The 17460-nt window shown below is 72.7% G+C and carries 15 protein-coding genes; 4 read left to right on the top strand and 11 right to left on the bottom strand.

What is annotated here, in order from left to right; all coding sequences use genetic code 11:
• Nucleotides 1-101: 101 nt before the first annotated feature.
• From pafA to ACZDYF_RS16765, 8 genes are all read right to left on the bottom strand, one after another.
• On the bottom strand, nt 102-1463 hold the full coding sequence (pafA, locus tag ACZDYF_RS16800; protein ID WP_475059946.1) for a Pup--protein ligase: 1362 nt from the start codon (nt 1461-1463) through the stop codon (nt 102-104).
• Nucleotides 1453-2193, bottom strand: a complete 741-nt coding sequence (gene prcA / locus ACZDYF_RS16795) for a proteasome subunit alpha (protein WP_475059941.1) — start codon at nt 2191-2193, stop codon at nt 1453-1455. Before prcA ends, pafA begins: the two co-directional genes overlap by 11 nt.
• Nucleotides 2190-3173: a proteasome subunit beta gene (prcB, locus tag ACZDYF_RS16790; protein ID WP_475059938.1), complete on the bottom strand. Its 984-nt coding sequence runs from the start codon at nt 3171-3173 to the stop codon at nt 2190-2192. Before prcB ends, prcA begins: the two co-directional genes overlap by 4 nt.
• Nucleotides 3174-3192: 19 nt before the next feature.
• Complete coding sequence (locus ACZDYF_RS16785) at nt 3193-3387, bottom strand: ubiquitin-like protein Pup (protein WP_030152318.1); 195 nt, start codon at nt 3385-3387, stop codon at nt 3193-3195.
• Between the two features lie 134 nt (nt 3388-3521).
• Entirely contained in the window at nt 3522-5162 is a 1641-nt protein-coding gene (gene dop / locus ACZDYF_RS16780) for a depupylase/deamidase Dop (RefSeq protein WP_475060027.1), read from the bottom strand.
• Between the two features lie 202 nt (nt 5163-5364).
• Nucleotides 5365-7056, bottom strand: a complete 1692-nt coding sequence (arc, locus tag ACZDYF_RS16775; protein ID WP_475059933.1) for a proteasome ATPase — start codon at nt 7054-7056, stop codon at nt 5365-5367.
• Between the two features lie 157 nt (nt 7057-7213).
• Nucleotides 7214-8374, bottom strand: coding sequence for a tRNA (adenine-N1)-methyltransferase (locus ACZDYF_RS16770; protein ID WP_475059928.1), 1161 nt, complete (start codon nt 8372-8374; stop codon nt 7214-7216).
• Nucleotides 8375-8441: 67 nt separating this feature from the next.
• A complete protein-coding gene (locus tag ACZDYF_RS16765; protein WP_475059923.1) occupies nt 8442-9611 on the bottom strand; it encodes a site-2 protease family protein in 1170 nt (389 codons plus the stop codon).
• 85 nt (nt 9612-9696) lie between these two features.
• Here ACZDYF_RS16765 and ACZDYF_RS16760 point away from each other — a divergent pair, with 85 nt between their 5' ends.
• Nucleotides 9697-10710 (top strand): RecB family exonuclease, encoded by a 1014-nt coding sequence (locus ACZDYF_RS16760; protein WP_475059918.1) that lies wholly within the window; start codon nt 9697-9699, stop codon nt 10708-10710.
• A gap of 248 nt (nt 10711-10958) precedes the next feature.
• On the opposite strand, the gene ACZDYF_RS16755 is transcribed toward ACZDYF_RS16760, so the two are convergent.
• Nucleotides 10959-11702 (bottom strand): HAD family hydrolase, encoded by a 744-nt coding sequence (locus ACZDYF_RS16755; protein ID WP_204808769.1) that lies wholly within the window; start codon nt 11700-11702, stop codon nt 10959-10961.
• Between the two features lie 144 nt (nt 11703-11846).
• Here ACZDYF_RS16755 and ACZDYF_RS16750 point away from each other — a divergent pair, with 144 nt between their 5' ends.
• A complete protein-coding gene (locus ACZDYF_RS16750) occupies nt 11847-12755 on the top strand; it encodes a PAC2 family protein (protein WP_191791300.1) in 909 nt (302 codons plus the stop codon).
• A gap of 107 nt (nt 12756-12862) precedes the next feature.
• Here ACZDYF_RS16750 and mshC read toward each other — a convergent pair whose 3' ends face one another.
• The gene (gene mshC, locus ACZDYF_RS16745) at nt 12863-14137 is read right to left on the bottom strand and encodes a cysteine--1-D-myo-inosityl 2-amino-2-deoxy-alpha-D-glucopyranoside ligase (RefSeq protein ID WP_475059904.1); all 1275 of its coding nucleotides are present in this window, start codon (nt 14135-14137) and stop codon (nt 12863-12865) included.
• 129 nt (nt 14138-14266) lie between these two features.
• Here mshC and ACZDYF_RS16740 point away from each other — a divergent pair, with 129 nt between their 5' ends.
• The gene (locus ACZDYF_RS16740) at nt 14267-15364 is read left to right on the top strand and encodes a CorA family divalent cation transporter (RefSeq protein ID WP_475059897.1); all 1098 of its coding nucleotides are present in this window, start codon (nt 14267-14269) and stop codon (nt 15362-15364) included.
• Nucleotides 15365-15396: 32 nt separating this feature from the next.
• On the opposite strand, the gene ACZDYF_RS16735 is transcribed toward ACZDYF_RS16740, so the two are convergent.
• Nucleotides 15397-16257: an undecaprenyl-diphosphate phosphatase gene (locus tag ACZDYF_RS16735; RefSeq protein WP_191791303.1), complete on the bottom strand. Its 861-nt coding sequence runs from the start codon at nt 16255-16257 to the stop codon at nt 15397-15399.
• 220 nt (nt 16258-16477) lie between these two features.
• On the opposite strand from ACZDYF_RS16735, the gene ACZDYF_RS16730 reads away from it, so the two are divergent.
• Complete coding sequence (locus tag ACZDYF_RS16730) at nt 16478-17449, top strand: aldo/keto reductase (protein ID WP_475059890.1); 972 nt, start codon at nt 16478-16480, stop codon at nt 17447-17449.
• The last annotated feature ends 11 nt before the right edge of the window (nt 17450-17460 follow it).

Here is a 17460-nt window from a genome sequence, read left to right as displayed (position 1 = left end):
GCAGTTCCCCGTCCCCGCTCGTGTCCGGTCCGCGAGCGGCACGCGCAGCCGGTCCTGGTCGGTGCGCCGCGGCGCGCTCGTCGCGCCGCGGCGGGCCGACGTCACATGGACTCGATGAGCCGCTCGACCCTCTCGTCGACGTTCTGGAACGGGTCCTTGCACAGCACGGTCCGCTGCGCCTGGTCGTTGAGCTTGAGGTGCACCCAGTCGACCGTGTAGTCGCGCCTGGCCTCCTGGGCCTTGCGCACGAAGTCTCCGCGCAGCTTGGCCCGGGTGGTCTGCGGCGGGATCGCGGTCGACTCGAAGACCTCGAGGTCCGTCGTGATGCGCTCGACCATGCCGCGCGCCGCGAGCATGTTGTACAGCCCGTCGGTCCGCGAGATGTCGTGGTAGGCCAGGTCCAGGCGCGCGATGCGCGGGTCGTCGAGCTCGAGGCCGTGCTTCTCCTGGTAGCGGCGCAGGATCTTGAGCTTGATGACCCAGTCCAGCTCTCGGTCCACGAGCGACAGGTCGTCGGTCTCCAGGGCGCGCAGCCCGCGCTCCCACAGGTCCAGGACCTGCTTCACGACCGGCGTGGGGGTCCCGTTCGCGTCGACGAACTCCTTGACCCGCTGCAGGTACTCGCCCTGCAGGTCCACGGCGGTGACCGTGCGCCCGTTCGCCATCTGCACGGGGTGCTTGCCGGTCATGTCGTGGCTGATCTCGCGGATGGCACGGATCGGGTTCTCGAGGGCCATGTCCCGCATCGGGACCCCTGCCTCGATCATGCGCAGGATCAGGTCCGTCGCCCCGACCTTGAGCATCGTCGTGGTCTCCGCCATCGACGAGTCTCCGACGATGACGTGCAGGCGCCGGTAGGACTCGGCGTCGGCGTGCGGCTCGTCGCGCGTGTTGATGATGGGGCGCGAGCGCGTGGTCGCGCTCGAGACGGCCTCCCAGATGTGGTCCGCGCGCTGCGACAGGGCGTAGATCGCGCCACGTGGTGTCGAGAGGATCTTCCCGGCCCCCGTGAGCACCTGACGCGTGATGAGGAACGGCACCAGCACGTCCGACAGGCGAGCGAAGTCGCCCTGGCGCCGCACGAGGTAGTTCTCGTGGCACCCGTAGGAGTTGCCCGCCGAGTCGGTGTTGTTCTTGAACAGGTGGATGCGTCCCGGCAGGCCCTCGTGCTCGAGCCGCTCCTGGGCGTCGGCCACGAGGCCCTCCAGGATGCGCTCGCCGCCGCGGTCGTACGCCACGAGCTGGCGGACGTCGTCGCACTCGGCCGTCGCGTACTCGGGGTGGGAGCCGACGTCGAGGTAGAGGCGCGAGCCGTTGCGCAGGAAGACGTTCGACGACCGGCCCCACGCCACGACCTTGCGGAACAGGTAGCGCGCGACCTCGTCCGCGGACAGGCCGCGGCCGTCGTCCGAGGCGCAGGTCACGCCGTACTCGGTCTCGAGACCGAAGATCCTACGGTCCATCCGGAGCCTCCTCGGGCTTGTCCTCGAGCAACCCGGCCAGCACCGGGCCGGTCAGGCGGCGGAACGCGCGGCGGGGGCGGGTGCGGTCGAGGACCGCGACCTCGAGCTGGCTGGGGGGAATCGCTTCCGCCCCTTCGAGCGCGTCGCGGGCGTCGTGGGCTCCCGCGCCGCCGAGCGTCGCGACCGCGAGGCGCAGCACCTCGGGGAGCGTCATGCCGGGGTGCCAGGCCTCGCCCAGGTCCCGGCCCAGCTGCTCCGCCTGACCGCCCATGACGACGAAGCCGGTCTCGTCCGCGACGGACCCGTCGTAGGACAGGCGGTAGATCTGGTCCTGGGACGGGCTCGGCCCGACCTCGGCCACGACCAGCTCGACCTCGAGCGGCTTGGACTCGGTCGTGAAGACCGTGCCGAGCGTCTGCGCGTACGCGTTCGCGAGTCCGCGCGCGTTCACGTCGGACCGGTCGTACGAGTAGCCGCGCAGGTCCGCGTACCGCACGCCCGCGACGCGCAGGTTCTCGAACTCGTTGTACTTGCCGACCGCCGCGAACGCGATGCGGTCGTAGATCTCGGAGATCTTGTGCAACGACCGGGACGGGTTGTGCGTCGCGAACGCGATGCCCTCGTCGTACGCGAGCACGACGACCGAACGACCCCGGCCGATGCCCTTGCGCGCGAAGTCGGCCCGGTCCTTCATGAGCTGCTCGGGCGAGACGTAGAACGGCATGCTCATCGTGCGTCACCTCCCCCGTGCGCCTGGTCGGTCGGGTCCGGCAGGTCGGGCGGGACGCCCGGCGGCTCCTGGGCGAGGCCGGCGGTGGGGCGCGCGATGCGCACGCGCGCCGCACGGTTCCCGTCGGCCGCCTCGGTGCGCTCCGCGACGATCCGCGCCGCGACCGCCGCGAGCTCGTCGTCCGGGACCCGGCGGTACCCCTCAGCGGTCACGGTGACCACGACGGGCCAGATCTGACGGACCGCGTCCGGGCCTCCGGTGGCCGAGTCGTCGTCGGCCGCGTCGTACAGGGCCTCGACGGCCACGTGGACCGCGTCGGCGGGCTCGAGCCCCGGGTGCCAGCGCTTCTTGAGCGACCCGCGCGCGAAGACCGAGCCCGACCCCACGCTGTGGTGGTCGCGCTCCTCGTACCGTCCGCCCGTGACGTCGTAGGAGAAGATGCGCCCCAACCCGCGGTCCAGGTCGTAACCCGCGAACAGCGGGACGACGGCCAGGCCCTGCATGGCCAGGCCGAGGTTCGCCCGGATCATGGTCGAGAGCCGGTTCGCCTTGCCGTCGAGCGACAGCAGCGCGCCCTCGATCTTCTCGTAGTGCTCGAGCTCGAGCTGGAAGAGTCGCACGAGCTCGACCGCGATGCCCGCGGTCCCCGCGATGCCCACCGCGGAGAACTCGTCGGCCGGGAAGACCTTCTCGATCTCGCGGTTGGCGATCATCGAACCCATCGTGGCGCGGCGGTCGCCCGCCATGACGACCCCCGCCCCCAGCGACCCGGGGTTCCCGAAGGTCAGCGCGACGATCGTCGTGGCGTGCGGGGCGAGCTGCGCGCCGACAGCGCCGTGGCCGGCGGCGGCGGAGCCCGCGGCAGCGGCCCGCGCGGACGGCAGGAGGTCGGGGGCGTGGCTCGCGAGGAACTCCACGAAGGAGGACGAGCCCGGCGTGGTGAAGGCGTGCGGCAGACGCCCGGAGAAGTCCATGGTCATCAGCTCCTGGCCGGTCCGGCTACTCGCCGCCCTTCTGGACGAACCCTCGGACGAACGACTCGGCGTTGGACTCGAGCACCTCGTCGATCTCCTCCAGGAGCGAGTCGACCTCGGCGTCCCGGTTCTGGGCCTGCGGGGCGACGGGCGCGGGGGTGGCCGCGTCGTCGTCGGGACGTCGGTCCTCGTGCGATGCGCTGGTGCGTTCCTGGGCCATCTTCGCCTCCTGGGTGTGCGTGCTGTCCTGCTGATCCGTGGGCGGCCCTGCGCGAGGCCCGCGTCTTCTTGAAGCCTAGGCTCTTGCGTGCAGTTCGCGAGGTGCGACGAGCCGCGAGCGCACGGCGGGGTACCTCATCGGCTGCCCGCGAGACCCTCGAGGAGCGCGCCCGCGTCCGTGCTCGCGTCGAGCAGCGCGCCGATGTGCGCCCGTGTGCCGCGCAACGGGTCGAGCATGGGCACGCGCTGGAGCGAAGGGGCGCCCACGACGTCGAAGATCACCGAGTCCCAGCTCGCGGCCGAGACCTGGTCGCCGAACCGGGCCATGACCTCGCCCCGGAAGTACGCGCGCGTGTCCTCGGGCGCGTGGTGCACGGCCTGGGAGACCGCGCGCTCGTCGACGACGCGCTCGGCCGCGCCCGCGGCGAGCAACCGGTGGTAGATGCTGCGCTCGGGGCGCACGTCCGACCACTGGAGGTCCATCGCGGCCAGGCGCGGGTGGTCCCAGTCGAGGTGGTCGCGCTGGCGCAGCCGGTCCAGCAGGCGCAGCTTCGCGACCCACTCGACCTCCTTGGCGCACGAGGAGGGGTCCGTCCCGAGGCGTTCGAGGACCGAGTCCCAGCGGTCCAGGACCGACCGGGTCTCGTCGTCGAGCGTGCCCAGGTGCTCGGCCGCGCGGCGTGCCACGTCGGCGTACGCGCGCTGGACGTCGAGGGCCGTGAGCCAGCGCCCGTCGGCGAGCAGGAGCGGCGCGGTCAGGTCGAGGTCGCGGCTGACCTTCTGGACGTCCGTCACCGGGTCGTGCAGGCGCAGGGCCGCGAGCTCGGCGCGCAGCGAGGCCCCGGACGCCCCCTCGACGGTCGCGAGCGCGTCGAGCTGCTCGATCACGAACAGGACGAGCGAGGTGGTGCCGAGCTTGAGGTAGGTCGCGACCTCGAACAGGTTCGCGTCCCCGATGATCAGGTGCAGGCGCCGCCAGCGCTGACGGTCGGCGTGCGGCTCGTCGCGCGTGTTGACGATGGGGCGGCGCAGCGTGGTCTCGAGGCCGACCTCGGCCTCCATGTAGTCCGCGCGCTGCGAGAGCTGGAAGCCCGGCTCCTGCCCCACGGCGCCGAGGCCCACGCGCCCCGAGCCCGTGAAGACCTGGCGCGTGACGAGGAACGGCGTGAGCAGCTCGACGATGGTCGTGAACGGTACCTCTCGGTCGACGAGGTAGTTCTCGTGCGTGCCGTACGAGGCGCCCTTGCCGTCGACGTTGTTCTTGTAGAGCACGACCTCCGAGCCCGGCACGGCGCTCAGCTCGCGCGAGGCAGCGAGCATGATGCGCTCGCCCGCGACGTCCCAGCACACCGCGTCGGCCGGGTTCGTGACCTCGGGCGACGAGTACTCCGGGTGCGCGTGGTCGACGTACAGCCGCGCACCGTTCGTCAGGATGACGTTCGCGGCGCTCGGGTCGTCGTACTCCTCGTGCGTGGGGCGCGCGACCTCCTGGAGGGAGGTCGCCACGCCGGGGCGCTGCGCCACGGGGCCCGACGGCGCAGGCCGGGTCGGGTCGTCCGTCAGCAGCGAGGGGTGGGCCGCGGCGCGCTGGAGGTGGAAACCCCGGGCGTCCTGCAACGGGTCCTCGTCGTCGTAGTCCCAGCGGGCCTTGCCGCGAGCGCCGTCGGCACGGGCCGCGAGCGCCCGGTAGGTCGTCACGACCTGGCTCGACATGAGCATCGGGTTCGCGAGCGGCCGCCCGGGCTGCAGCACGCCGTACTCGGTCTCGATCCCCATCACGCGTCGCACGGTCACGAGCACCACCCTATGCCGGGGCCGTGACGGCGGGGCGGGCTGTCCACGGAGAGGACCGTCACGACGCACCTGCCCGACCCGTCCCCGACGCGAGCCGGGCCCGGCGGCGGGGTGCGCCGTCGGGCCCGGCCGTGCGGCGCGGCGCCGCGCGTCGACACCTGCGCCTGCAGGTGCCTGCAGGTGCCTACAGGTACTGACCCGTGTTGGTCACGGTGTCGATCGTGCGCGCCGTGGCACCCGCCCCGTCGCCCTTCTTCTGGACGATCGTGCGGATGAAGACGATGCGCTCGCCCTTCTTGCCGGAGATCCGCGCCCAGTCGTCGGGGTTGGTCGTGTTCGGCAGGTCCTCGTTCTCCTTGAACTCGTCGACGCACGCCGCGAGCAGGTGCTCGACCCGGATGCCGCGCTGACCGGTCGCCAGGAAGTCCTTGATGGCGGACTTCTTGGCGCGGTCCACGACGTTCTGGATCATGGCGCCCGAGTTGAAGTCCTTGAAGAACAGGACCTCCTTGTCGCCGCTCGCGTACGTGACCTCGAGGAACTGGTTCTCGTCCTCCTCGGAGTACATGCGCTCGACGACGCTCGTGATCATCGCGTCGAGGGCCTCCTGCGGGCTCCCGCCGTGCTCGGCCAGGTCCTCCGCGTGGATCGGCAGGTCCGTGGTCAGGTACTTCGCGAAGATCTCCTTGGCCCCCTCGGCGTCGGGGCGCTCGATCTTGATCTTCACGTCGAGCCGCCCGGGGCGCAGGATCGCCGGGTCGATCATGTCCTCGCGGTTGGAGGCGCCGATGACGATGACGTTGTCGAGACGCTCGACGCCGTCGATCTCGCTCAGGAGCTGCGGGACGATCGTCGTCTCCACGTCTGACGACAGGCCCGTGCCGCGCGTGCGGAACAGCGACTCCATCTCGTCGAAGAACACCACGACCGGGGTGCCCTGCGAGGCCTTCTCCCGGGCGCGGGCGAAGATGAGCCGGATGTGGCGCTCGGTCTCCCCCACGTACTTGTTGAGGAGCTCGGGCCCCTTGACGTTGAGGAAGTAGCTCTTGGCACCCTCAGGGTCCGAGACGACCGTCTCCCCCGCGAGCTCGCCCGCCGCGGCGCGCGCCTTGGCGACGGTGTGCGCGAGCGAGTTCGCGACGGCCTTGGCGATGAGCGTCTTGCCGCACCCGGGAGGCCCGTACAGCAGGACGCCCTTGGGCGGGCGCAGCCCGTGCTCGCGGAACAGGTCGGGATGGCTGAACGGCAGCTCGACCGCGTCGCGGATCTGCTCGATCTGCGGCCCCAGGCCACCGATGTCGGAGTAGTCGATGTCGGGGACCTCTTCGAGGACGAGCTCCTCGACCTCGGACTTGGGCACGATCTCGAACACGAACCCGCTGCGCGTGTCGATCGTCAGGGAGTCCCCGACGCGCAGCGGCGAGTCGGCGAGCGAGCCCGCGAGCCGCACGACGCGCTCCTCGTCCGAGCGCCCCACGACGAGCGCCCGGTCGGAGCCCAGGAGCTCCTTGACCGTCACGAGCTCGCCGACCTGCTCGTACCCGCCAGCGGCCACGACCGTCATGGCCTCGTTGAGCTTGACCTCCTGGCCCGGTGCCAGCCGCGACACGTCGAGGCCCGGGCTCGCCCCGACGTGCATCTTGCGGCCCGCCGCGGACACGTCCACGGTGCCGTCGGGGTGCGCACCGAGGAACAGCGCGTAGGTGCCCGGCGGCTTGGCGAGCTCGTCGATCTGCCGCTTGAGGTCGATGATCTGGTCCCGCGCGGCCCGCAGGGCCTCGGCGAGCCGCTCGTTCTTCGCGGACAGGATCGCCTGCTGGCGCTCCGCGTCACGGCTCGGGGTCGGTCCAGGTGTCAGTCCAGGTGTGTCGGTCATCCGGCTTCTCCCTCTCGCAGGCACCGTCAGGAGGTCGTGCGGTCGACCCCGTCACCGGCGCGTCACCGACCCCCGGCAACCCGGTGATCGAGGCACGACCTTACGCACAAGTCTCCCGCAGGCGCTCCAGGAACACCTGGGCTGAGACGGCCGTTCCTCAATCGTTGTCGACTGCGCCCGAATCGTCCCGGGTGTCCTCGACCGAGGACGCGGGGTCCGCCAGGGGCTCGTCGACGCCGTCCACGGTGTCGACCGGCTCGAGCGGCTGGCCCGTGCGCGGGTCCAGCTGAGGACCCTGGCCGACGTCGCGGCGCACGCGGCGCACGCGCTTGTCGGAGACCGACCGCTCGCCGAGGTCCTCGGGCGTCCACTCCTCGGCCACCGGGTAGGACCCCTTCGCGGGGCGACGCTTGCGCAGGGGCGCGACCGTGCCGTCCGCGAGGCGGCGCGCCGTGAGCAGGAAGCCCGTGTGCCCGACCATGCGGTGCTGCGGGCGCACCGCGAGCCCCTCGAGGTGCCAGCCGCGCACGAGAGACTCCCACGCCGAGGGCTCGGCGTACCGGCCGTCGGAGCGCAGGTCCTCGGCGAGGCGCGAGAGCTGGGTCGCGGTCGCGACGTAGCAGATGAGGACCCCGCCGGGGGCGAGCGCGTCGGCCACGGCGTCGAGGTTCTCCCACGGCGCGAGCATGTCGAGCACGACGCGGTCGATCGAGCCCTTCTCCGCGACCTGCGGCAGGACGTCGGACAGGTCGCCGACCGACAGCTCCCACGCGGGGTGCTCCCCACCGAAGAACAGCTCGACGTTCCCGCGCGCGATCGCCGCGAAGTCCTCACGACGCTCGATTGAGTGGACCGTGCCCTGGTCGCCGACGGCGCGCAGCAGCGACATGGTCAGCGCACCCGAGCCCACGCCCGCCTCGACGACGCGCGCGCCGGGGTAGATGTCGGCCATCGCGACGATCTGGCCGGCGTCCTTGGGATAGACCACGGCCGCGCCGCGCGGCATCGAGAGCACGTAGTCGGCGAGCAGGGGGCGCAGCGCGAGGTACTCGATGCCCGCGGTGTTGCGCACGACCGACCCCTCGGGCAGCCCCACGAGGTCCTCGTGCGCGAGGTAGCCGCGGTGCGTGTGGAACGTGGCGCCCGTCGCGAGCGTGATGGTGTGCAGGCGGCCGCGCGGGTCGGTGAGCTGGACCTTGTCCCCCAGACGCAGCGGTCCGCGCCGCACGTCGGCGCCGGTCGGCGTGGGGGCCCGCGTGGCGGCGTCGTCGGCCGGGACGGGCAGGGCGGAGGCGTCGTGCGCGGGGTCGTGGGTCACGGGCGACCATCCTAGTCGGGCGCGGCGGCGTGGCCCGCCCTCACTTCCGACGCGGCCCGGTGACGGGTCAGCGCCCGCGGGTCCCCTTGAGCGCCGCGACGACGCGCGAGACGTCCAGGAGCCCGACGACGCGACCGCCGTCGGTCACGACGACCACGGGGGCGTCGCGCGTCACCGCGGCCACGGCGTCGAGCATGGCCTGGCCGCGCAGGTGCACGTCGACCCACGCGGTCGGAGGCAGCCCGACGGCGACCGCCCCGACCGGGGTCAGCGCCGCCTGTGCCGGGGGCACCGCGGCGACGGCCGCAGGGTCCGCGAAGGCCACGGGGTGACCGTCAGTCTCGACGAGCACGACGTGGCCTGCGCCGGCACGCTGGGCCGACGCGACGGCGTCGGCCACCGTGCTGGTCACGGGCACCGCGACGGCCGGGTATGCGAGCGCCGCGACCGACAGGTCCGCGACTGCCGCGCGCGTGCGGCCGTTCTTGATCGCGGCGCCCGCACCGGACCACAGGAAGGCGCCGATCAGGGCGGCCCACGCGACCGTGAACAAGGACACCTGATACCCGTTGAGCGGTGGCCATGCGAGCGCCCACAGCACGACCCCGACGGCCACGACGCGCCCGACCCAGCCGGCGACGATCGTGCCCGTGGTCCGCGAGCCGGTCGCGGCCCAGACCGCGGACTCGAGGATCTGGCCGCCGTCGAGCGGCAGGCCGGGCAGGAGGTTGAAGATCCCCACGAACGCGTTCGAGAACGCCGCCGCGTACAGCAGCAGGGCGGGGATCGTCATGGTCGGCTGCACCTGGAAGACGAGCCAGCACACCGCTGCGAGGAGAAGGTTCGTGAGCGGGCCGACGACCGAGACGAGGATGCCGTCGAGCGGACGCCTCGACGCACCCGAGTACGCGGTGTGGCCGCCCCACAGCGTCACGGCGAGCTCCGTGACCTGGTGCCTCCGGGCCTTGGCGACCACGGCGTGCGCGACCTCGTGCAGGAACACCGAGACGAACAGCAGCAGCACGAAGACGAACGAGACCAGGTAGACCTCGCTGCTGCCGAGGTGCGGCGCGAAGCTGCGCACCGTGGGGACGAACAGGAACGTCAGCACGGCCGCGGCCAGGAACCAGGACGGGGTCAGGATGACGGGGGCGCCCGACACCCGACCGATGGTCCAGCCCTTCGTGAGCTGCGGGTCTCGGGGGGCGCGACGTGCCGGTGCCGGGGTGGTCTCCACGTCGACACCCTATGTCGGGCACCTGGGCCGGACCTGGGCTGTGGAGCATGGCGAGCGTGTGGGCGTCGACACGTAGGCTCGACGCATGACGTCCCTCGCCCCCGACCTCACCGGCTCTGGCACCACTCCTGGCGAGCCCGGCGGCCCCGTCGTGCCGGGTGGGCCTGCCGTGCCGGGTGGGCCTGCAGACGCCGCGGAGCCGCTCGAGTCCGTCGAGACCGCCGAGCTCCTGGGCCGTGCGCCCCGCGAGCGCCGTCGGCCCGCCCTGTCGCCGTCACGGGCGAACGACTTCATGCAGTGCCCGCTGCTCTTCCGCTTCCGCGTGGTCGACAAGCTGCCCGAGCCCCCCAGCTCGGCCGCCGCACGCGGCACCCTGGTGCACTCGGTGCTCGAGCGCCTGTACGACGCCCCGCTGGGCGAGCGCACCCTCGCGGCCGCGCAGGCCATGCTGCCCGGCGAGTGGGAGCGGCTGCAGCAGGCCGAGCCGCGGTACGCGGAGCTGTTCGCCGGAGGCGCTGCTGGGGTCGACGGCGGGGTGCAGGCCTGGCTCGACGGCGCGGGGAACCTCCTGGGGACGTACTTCACGCTCGAGGACCCCAACCGCCTCGAGCCCGCCGAGCGCGAGATGTTCGTCGAGACCCAGCTCGAGGACGGCCCGCTGCTGCGCGGCATCGTCGACCGGCTCGACGTCGCCCCGAACGGCGCGATGCGGGTCGTCGACTACAAGACGGGCAAGTCGCCTCGCCCGCAGTACCAGGGCTCGGCCCTGTTCCAGATGCGCTTCTACGGCCTCGTCCTGTGGCGCGAGCGGGGCGAGATCCCCAAGATGCTCCAGCTCGTCTACCTGGGCGACGGCCAGGTGCTACGCGCCGAGCCGCAGGAGGCGGACCTCCTCGCGGTCGAGGAGCAGGTGCGCACGCTCTGGTCGACCATCACGCAGGCCGCACGTACCGGGCAGTGGACCCCACGCAGGACCCCGCTGTGCGGGTGGTGCGCGTACCAGGCCGTCTGCCCGCAGTTCGGCGGGACGCCCCCGGAGATCCCCGAGGGTGCGGTCGAGCTCGCGCTCGGCATCGCGCCGGAGGCCGTGGCGTCGTAGGACGCGTCGAGCGGTCGGGCCGAACTGGCTCGGGCCGTGCACGAGGGGAGCCCGGCGGGAGCACTGGCACCCCGGCCACGGCGCGGACGAAGCCCTGAGCGTCTGGACCCCAGGGTCTGTGTTCTGCGGAGCACCAACAATTGTTGGCGCTCCGCAGAACACACATCCAGGCCGGAGTGGCCCCCGTACGTACCGGTGCCACACGTCCGGACCGTGCGGTGTGCGCCCGGATCGACGCCGAGCGCGCCTCAGTCCTCGATGAGGTCGACCACGTCACCTGCGAGGATGCGCGCGAGCGTGTCGACGTCCACGAGGGCGAGCGACGGCGTCCGGCTCAGCCCGGGCAGGACCGGCACGGGGACGACGGCCTCGACGCCCAGCGTCGCGGCCCCTGCCGCGCGGGCGGACCCGATGCCCGTGGGCGAGTCCTCGATCGCGACGCAGCGCGTGACGTCGACGCCCAGGCGCTCGGCCGCCACGAGGTAGGGCTCGGGGTGGGGCTTGCCGTGCGTGACCTCGTCCCCGCACACGAGCGTCTCGAACGACCCGGGCGGGGTCATCCCGACGACGGGCTCGGCGAGCGAGCGGTACGACATCGTGACCAGCGCGCACGGCACCCCGCGCTCGCGCAGCTCGGCCAGCAGCTCGCGCGCGCCGGGCTGCCACGGGACCTCGACCTCGACCTGCGCGATCACGCGCGAGATGAGGAAGTCGATGATCTGCTCGGCCGGCAGGTCGACGCCCTCGGCCTGGAGGATCCTGGCCGACTCGATGAGCGGGTTGCCGACCATCTGCATCGCCTGCTCGTGCGACCAGGTCCCGCCGTGCGCCTCGACGAGCTCGTGCTCGGCGGCGATCCAGTAGGGCTCGGTGTCGACCAGGGTGCCGTCCATGTCCCACAGGACGGCCTGCGGCAGGACGAGCGCCTCACGGGAGGCGGCGTCGGGGCGTGCGAGATCGGGTGATTCCAGGGGGTTCAACGAGTACTCCATGCTTCGGGGAACGGTTCGTGGCCGTCCTGCCACCCTAGCTGGCGGTCCTGCTGCGGCCCACGCACGCCTCCCGGCAGCGACGGGCGACGAGCGCACCGGGCCGCCGCGTCAGCCGCCGGACCTCCGGCGTCCTAGGCTGGGACGATGAACGAGACCAGGGAACCGCTCGACCCGGCCGACCTGCCCGAGCCGACACTCCCGGCCGAGCCGGCCGAGCACCGCCAGACGGTCATGCTCGCCGCATTCGAGGGATGGAACGATGCCGGCAGCGCCGCGACCGCGGCGCTCCTGCACCTGCACGACCTCTGGGACGCCCAGGACCTCGCGGAGCTGGACCCCGAGGAGTACCACGACTTCCAGGTGATCCGTCCGGTCGTCACGACCGGGGAGGACGGCCGCCGCGAGATCAGCTGGCCCGCGACCAAGATCGTCGCGGCCACGGCCCCGGGCAGCGGGCGCCGCGTCCTGCTGGTCCACGGCATCGAGCCGTCGATGCGCTGGCGCCGGTACTGCCGCGAGCTGCTCGACCTCGCCGAGCGCGAGGGGGTCACGACGGTCGTGACGTTGGGGGCGCTGCTCGCCGACGTGCCCCACACCCGCCCCATCCCCATGACCGCGACGTCCGAGAGCGCCGGCCTGCGCGCGGTCCTCGACGTCGAGCCCAACTCGTACGAGGGGCCGACGGGGATCGTGGGCGTCCTCCAGCACGCCGCCGCGGAGCGAGGCATGCAGTCCGTGTCGTTGTGGGCCGCGGTGCCGCACTACGTCGCGAACCCGCCCTCGCCCAAGGCGACCATCGCGATCCTGTCCCGGGTCGAGGAGCTGCTGTCCGACCCGATCCCGCTGGGCGACCTCCCGGAGGAGGCCGAGGCGTGGCAGCACGGCGTCGACGAGCTCGCCGCGGAGGACGAGGAGATCGCGGAGTACGTCCACCAGCTCGAGGAGGCCAAGGACACTGCCGAGCTGCCCGAGGCGAGCGGCGAGGCCATCGCGCGCGAGTTCGAGCGCTACCTCAAGCGCCGGGACGACGGCACGGGCGGCCCGCTCGCCTGAGCACGGCCCCGTCCGCCCGGCACGCACGCCCCGCACGACGAACGGCCCGTGGCTCCCCAGGGGGAGCCACGGGCCGTCGTCACGCACGGAGCGGTGACGCGCAGGGACTAGAGCCGCACGCCGAGCAGCGCGTTGACCGCGCGCGAGATCACGCCGGGCGCGCCCTCGGTGTCGGCCGAGGTGTCGCGCCCGTCGGCGAGCGAGACGTCGGCCCACGCGTCGACCGCGGCGAGCGCGGTGGGGGCGTCGAGGTCGTCCGCGAGCGCCGCCCGGACGGCCGCGAGCGTCGCGTCGGCGTCGGGGCCACCGTTGCCCGAGACCGCTGAGCGCCACCGCTCGAGGCGCTCGACGGCGGCGGGGAGGTCGGTGTCGGTCCACTCCCACTCGGAGCGGTAGTGGTGCGCGAGCAGGGCCAGGCGGATGGCCATGGGGTCGACGCCCGTGGCGCGCAGCCGCGAGACGAACACGAGGTTCCCGCGCGACTTGCTCATCTTCTCGCCCTGGTAGGCGACGAGGCCCGCGTGGACGTGGTTGCGCGCCCCGAACCCGTGGTCGAGCAGGCGGTCGTGCGAGGTCGACATCTCGTGGTGGGGGAAGAGCAGGTCCGCTCCCCCGCCCTGGATGTCGAAGGGCAGGCCCAGTCCGTCGCGCGCGATGACGGCGCACTCGATGTGCCAGCCGGGGCGCCCGGTGCCGAGGCTCGCGCCGTCCCAGGTGGGCTCGCCCGCACGCTCGCGTCGCCAGAGCAGCGGGTCGAGCGGGTCCTTCTTGCCGTCGCGCTCGGGGTCTCCGCCGCGCTCGCCGAACAGGCGCAGCATGTCCTCACGGCTGAACCGCGACACGGCGCCGAAACGCGCGTCGGCGCTGAGGTCGGCGTACACGTCCCCGAGATCGGGACGGTCACCGCCTGCACCGGGCTCGACGGGCACGCGGTACGCGAAGCCGTCCTCGATGAGGGCCTCGACGGCCTGCACGACGTCCGGGATGGCCTCGACCGCGCCCCGGTACACGTCGGGGGGCACGACGCCGAGCGCCGTCATGTCCTCGGCGAGCAGGGCGGTCTGCTCGACGGCGAGGTCCCACCAGTCGACGCCTGTCGCGGTCGCGCGTTCGAGCAGGGGGTCGTCGACGTCGGTCACGTTGGACGCGTAGGTGACCTCGTGCCCGGCGTCGCGCCAGGCGCGGTTCAGGAGGTCGAACGCGACGTAGGTCGCGGCGTGCCCGATGTGGGTCGCGTCGTACGGGGTGATCCCGCAGACGTACATGGTCGCGGTGTCCCCCTGCGCGGCGACGACGAGCTCCCCGGTGGTGCTGTCGTGCACCCGGATCGGGAGTCCTCGACCGGGCAGGGACGGGATCTGAGGCATGGGCCAGCTGTGCACGCGACAACCTTAGCCGCGAACGGCCCCGGGCTCCTCGACGGTCGTCGTGCGTGGGCGCCCCAGCCTGCCCGACGGCGCCGCGAGCCCGTCCTGGGTGGCGTGCCTGCGGCGTCGGGCAAGAATGCAGGGGTGACCGAACCCACACGCCCCGCCGACCCCCGACCCACCGAGCCGGACGCCCACGAGAAGCCGCGTTCGGAGCCGACGCGCTACAAGGAACTGTGGGTCGAGGGGGCCGACGGGCGCGTGCGGCCCGCCCAGGGGCGCACGGGACCGGGTGGTACCGCGGACGCACCCGAGCCGGGGGCGGCCGACCAGGAGGCCGGTGCGCGCTGGTACGAGGTACGCACGCTCGACGACTTCGTGGAGGCCGCAGAGGCCCTCGGCGTGGGCCTGAGCACGCAGTGGGGGCGCGGGCACCTGCCCGTGCACGTGCGGCACGTCAAGCACCCCCTGGCGCACGTCGAGCACATCGGCATGGACTGGCTGCTCGTCGTGACCCCGACCGTGGCCTTCTCGGAGGAGGACCGGCAGGTCAGCACAGGCAGCTTCTGCATCCTCGTGGGGCCGGACGTCGTGGTGACGGTCGAGAATGGCGCCGGGGGCGTCCACGACCGGATGCGCGAGCACCTGACGGGCCCGTCGCACGGGCGCGGCAAGGGCGTCCAGCACCTCGCGGGCGAGGCTCTGTTCGCGCTCGTGGCGACCGCCTCCGACGTCGAGCTCGCCCTGGGCGACGCGGTCGCCGAGGTCGAGAAGATCGTGTTCGAGCCCCGGCGGCACGCCGACCCCGTCCTGCCCATCTACGACCTCAAGCGCGAGATCACCGAGGCCCGGCGGGCGCTGCTGCCCATCACGGCAGAGCTGCCCGAGCTCGTGTCGGGCAGCGCACGGTCGCGTATCACGTTCGACAAGCGGCTCATGGACCGCCTGGTCTCGACGGTCGAGCGCATCGACCGCCACCTCGACGCGCACGACGACCTGCTGTCCGACATGCTCTCGGTGCACCTGTCGCAGGTCTCGGTGCGCCAGAACGAGGACATGCGCAAGATCAGCGCCTGGGCCGCGATCCTCGTGTTCCCGACGATCGTCGGCGGCATCTACGGCATGAACTTCGACCACATCCCCGAGCTACACTGGTCGCTCGGCTACCCGATGGCGCTCGCGATCATGGTGGTCGGGTGCTGCGGACTGTACGGGGCGTTCAAGAAGGTCGGCTGGATGTAGCGGGCACGACCCACCGGGTCGGCGGGCGCGGGTCAGGCGAGCGGCTGCAGGACACCGAACGTGAGCAGCAGGACCACGACTCCCGCGAGCACGAGCCGGTAGATCACGAACGGCGTGTAGCTGAAGGTCGAGACGATCTTCAGGAACGCGATGATCACGAGGTAGCCGACGACGAACGCCACGAGCGTCGCGATCAGGGTCGCCCCGAAGCCCGGCGAGCCGGGCACGGGGTCCGCCGCGACCGACTTCGCGAGCTGGTAGAACCCCGAGCCGAGGACCGCGGGGATCGCGAGCAGGAACGAGTAGCGTGCGGCCGCCTCCCGTGTGAAGCCCATGAGCAGGCCCGCGGTGATGGTGCCGCCGGACCGGGAGACGCCGGGGACCAGGGCGAGCGCCTGCGCCAGCCCGAACCCGACGGCCTGGCGCGGGGTCAGCTCGTCGAGCGTCCTCCGCTTGGCCCCGACCCGGTCCGCGAGCCCGAGCAGCAGCGCGAACGCGGCGAGCATGAACGCCGTGATGTACAGGTTGCGCAGCGAGGCCTCGATCGCGTCCTGGAACAGCAGGCCGAGGACCACGATCGGGACCGAGCCCAGTGCGATGAACCACGCCATGGCGGCGTGGTGGTCGCCCTTGCCCATCCGGGCACGCCAGTCGGTGCCGTTCTCGCCCCGCACCGCACGCCACCAGGCTCGGCAGATCGTCGCGATGTCCCGCCGGAAGTACAGCAGGACCGCGGTCTCGGTACCGATCTGCGTGATCGCCGTGAACGCCGCCCCCGGGTCCGACGAGCCGATCAGCTCACCCACGATGCGCAGGTGCGCGCTCGAGGAGACGGGCAAGAACTCGGTCAGGCCCTGGACGAGGCCGAGAAGGACGGCATCCCACGCATTCACGAGGGGCACGATACCGGCGCCACGAGCCCTGGCCCGGCCGGACAGGCCGGATCGGGGAACGCGTTGCCGGAGCGTCGTCCGGTGGACACCCCACGGCCCCGCGCAAGACACCGACCGGTCACCTGAGACCCGCGCGCGCGGGCCAGAGCGACGGACCTCACCCTCCCGGCAGCGCCCTGTCTCCGGGCATCGCGACCTCTTCGCCGGTAACCTGCCGCGCATGGAACTTCGTCAGCTCGGCCGCACCGGCCTTCGCGTCTCGCCGCTGGGTCTCGGGACCATGGCGTGGGGTCGGGACACCGACGAGATCGATGCGGCCGAGCAGCTCCGGGACTTCGTCGACGCAGGCGGCAACCTGGTGGACACCGCGGCCTCGTACGGCGGGGGCGCGAGCGAGTCGATGATCGGCTCGCTGCTCGCGGCGGGCAAGGTCGACCGGGGCGACGTGCTGCTGTGCACCAAGGCCGGGATCCGCACGACCGCGGACGGCAACACCGTCGACGCGTCCCGGGGCGCGCTCCTCGACTCGCTCGACGCCTCGCTCGCGCGCCTCGGGACGGATCACGTGGACCTGTTCCTGGTGCACACCCCGGACCCCCGGACGCCTTTCGACGAGACGCTCTCGGCCCTGCGCCTGGCCGTGACGACCGGGCGAGCCCGCTACGTGGGTCTGTCCAACCACCCCGGGTGGGCCGCCGCGCGGGCCGCCGCGACGCTCGAGGCGCGCGGCGACGTCGGGCTCAGTGCCGTGGAGCTCGAGTACTCGCTGCTGCAGCGCGGGATCGAGCGCGACGTCGTGCCCGCCGCGACCGAGATGGGCTTCGGGGTCCTCGCGTGGTCCCCCCTGGGTCGCGGCGTGCTCACGGGCAAGTACCGCACCTCGTTGCCCGCGGACTCTCGCGGGGCGTCCTCGCACCTGGCCGGGTTCGTCCAGCCCTACCTGGACGGCCCGTCGTCGGGCATCGTCGAGGCCGTCGTGACGGCCGCGAACGGACTGGGGCGCGCACCGCTCGACGTCGCCCTGGCCTGGCTCCTGGAGCGCCCCGGCGTCTCGAGCGCGATCGTCGGGGCGCGGACCCCGTCGCAGCTCCGCGCCTCGCTCGCGGCGAGCGACCTCGAGCTGCCCGACGCCGTCCACCACGCGCTCGACGACGTCAGTGCGCTCTCGTTCGGCTACCCCGAGCGCTGGTAGCCCCTCCCGTC

It is taken from the genome of Oerskovia sp. PE-21s, from assembly GCF_056158145.1.
Note: the sequence above shows the minus strand (reverse complement) of the source record. Positions and strands in the feature narration are given on the sequence as shown.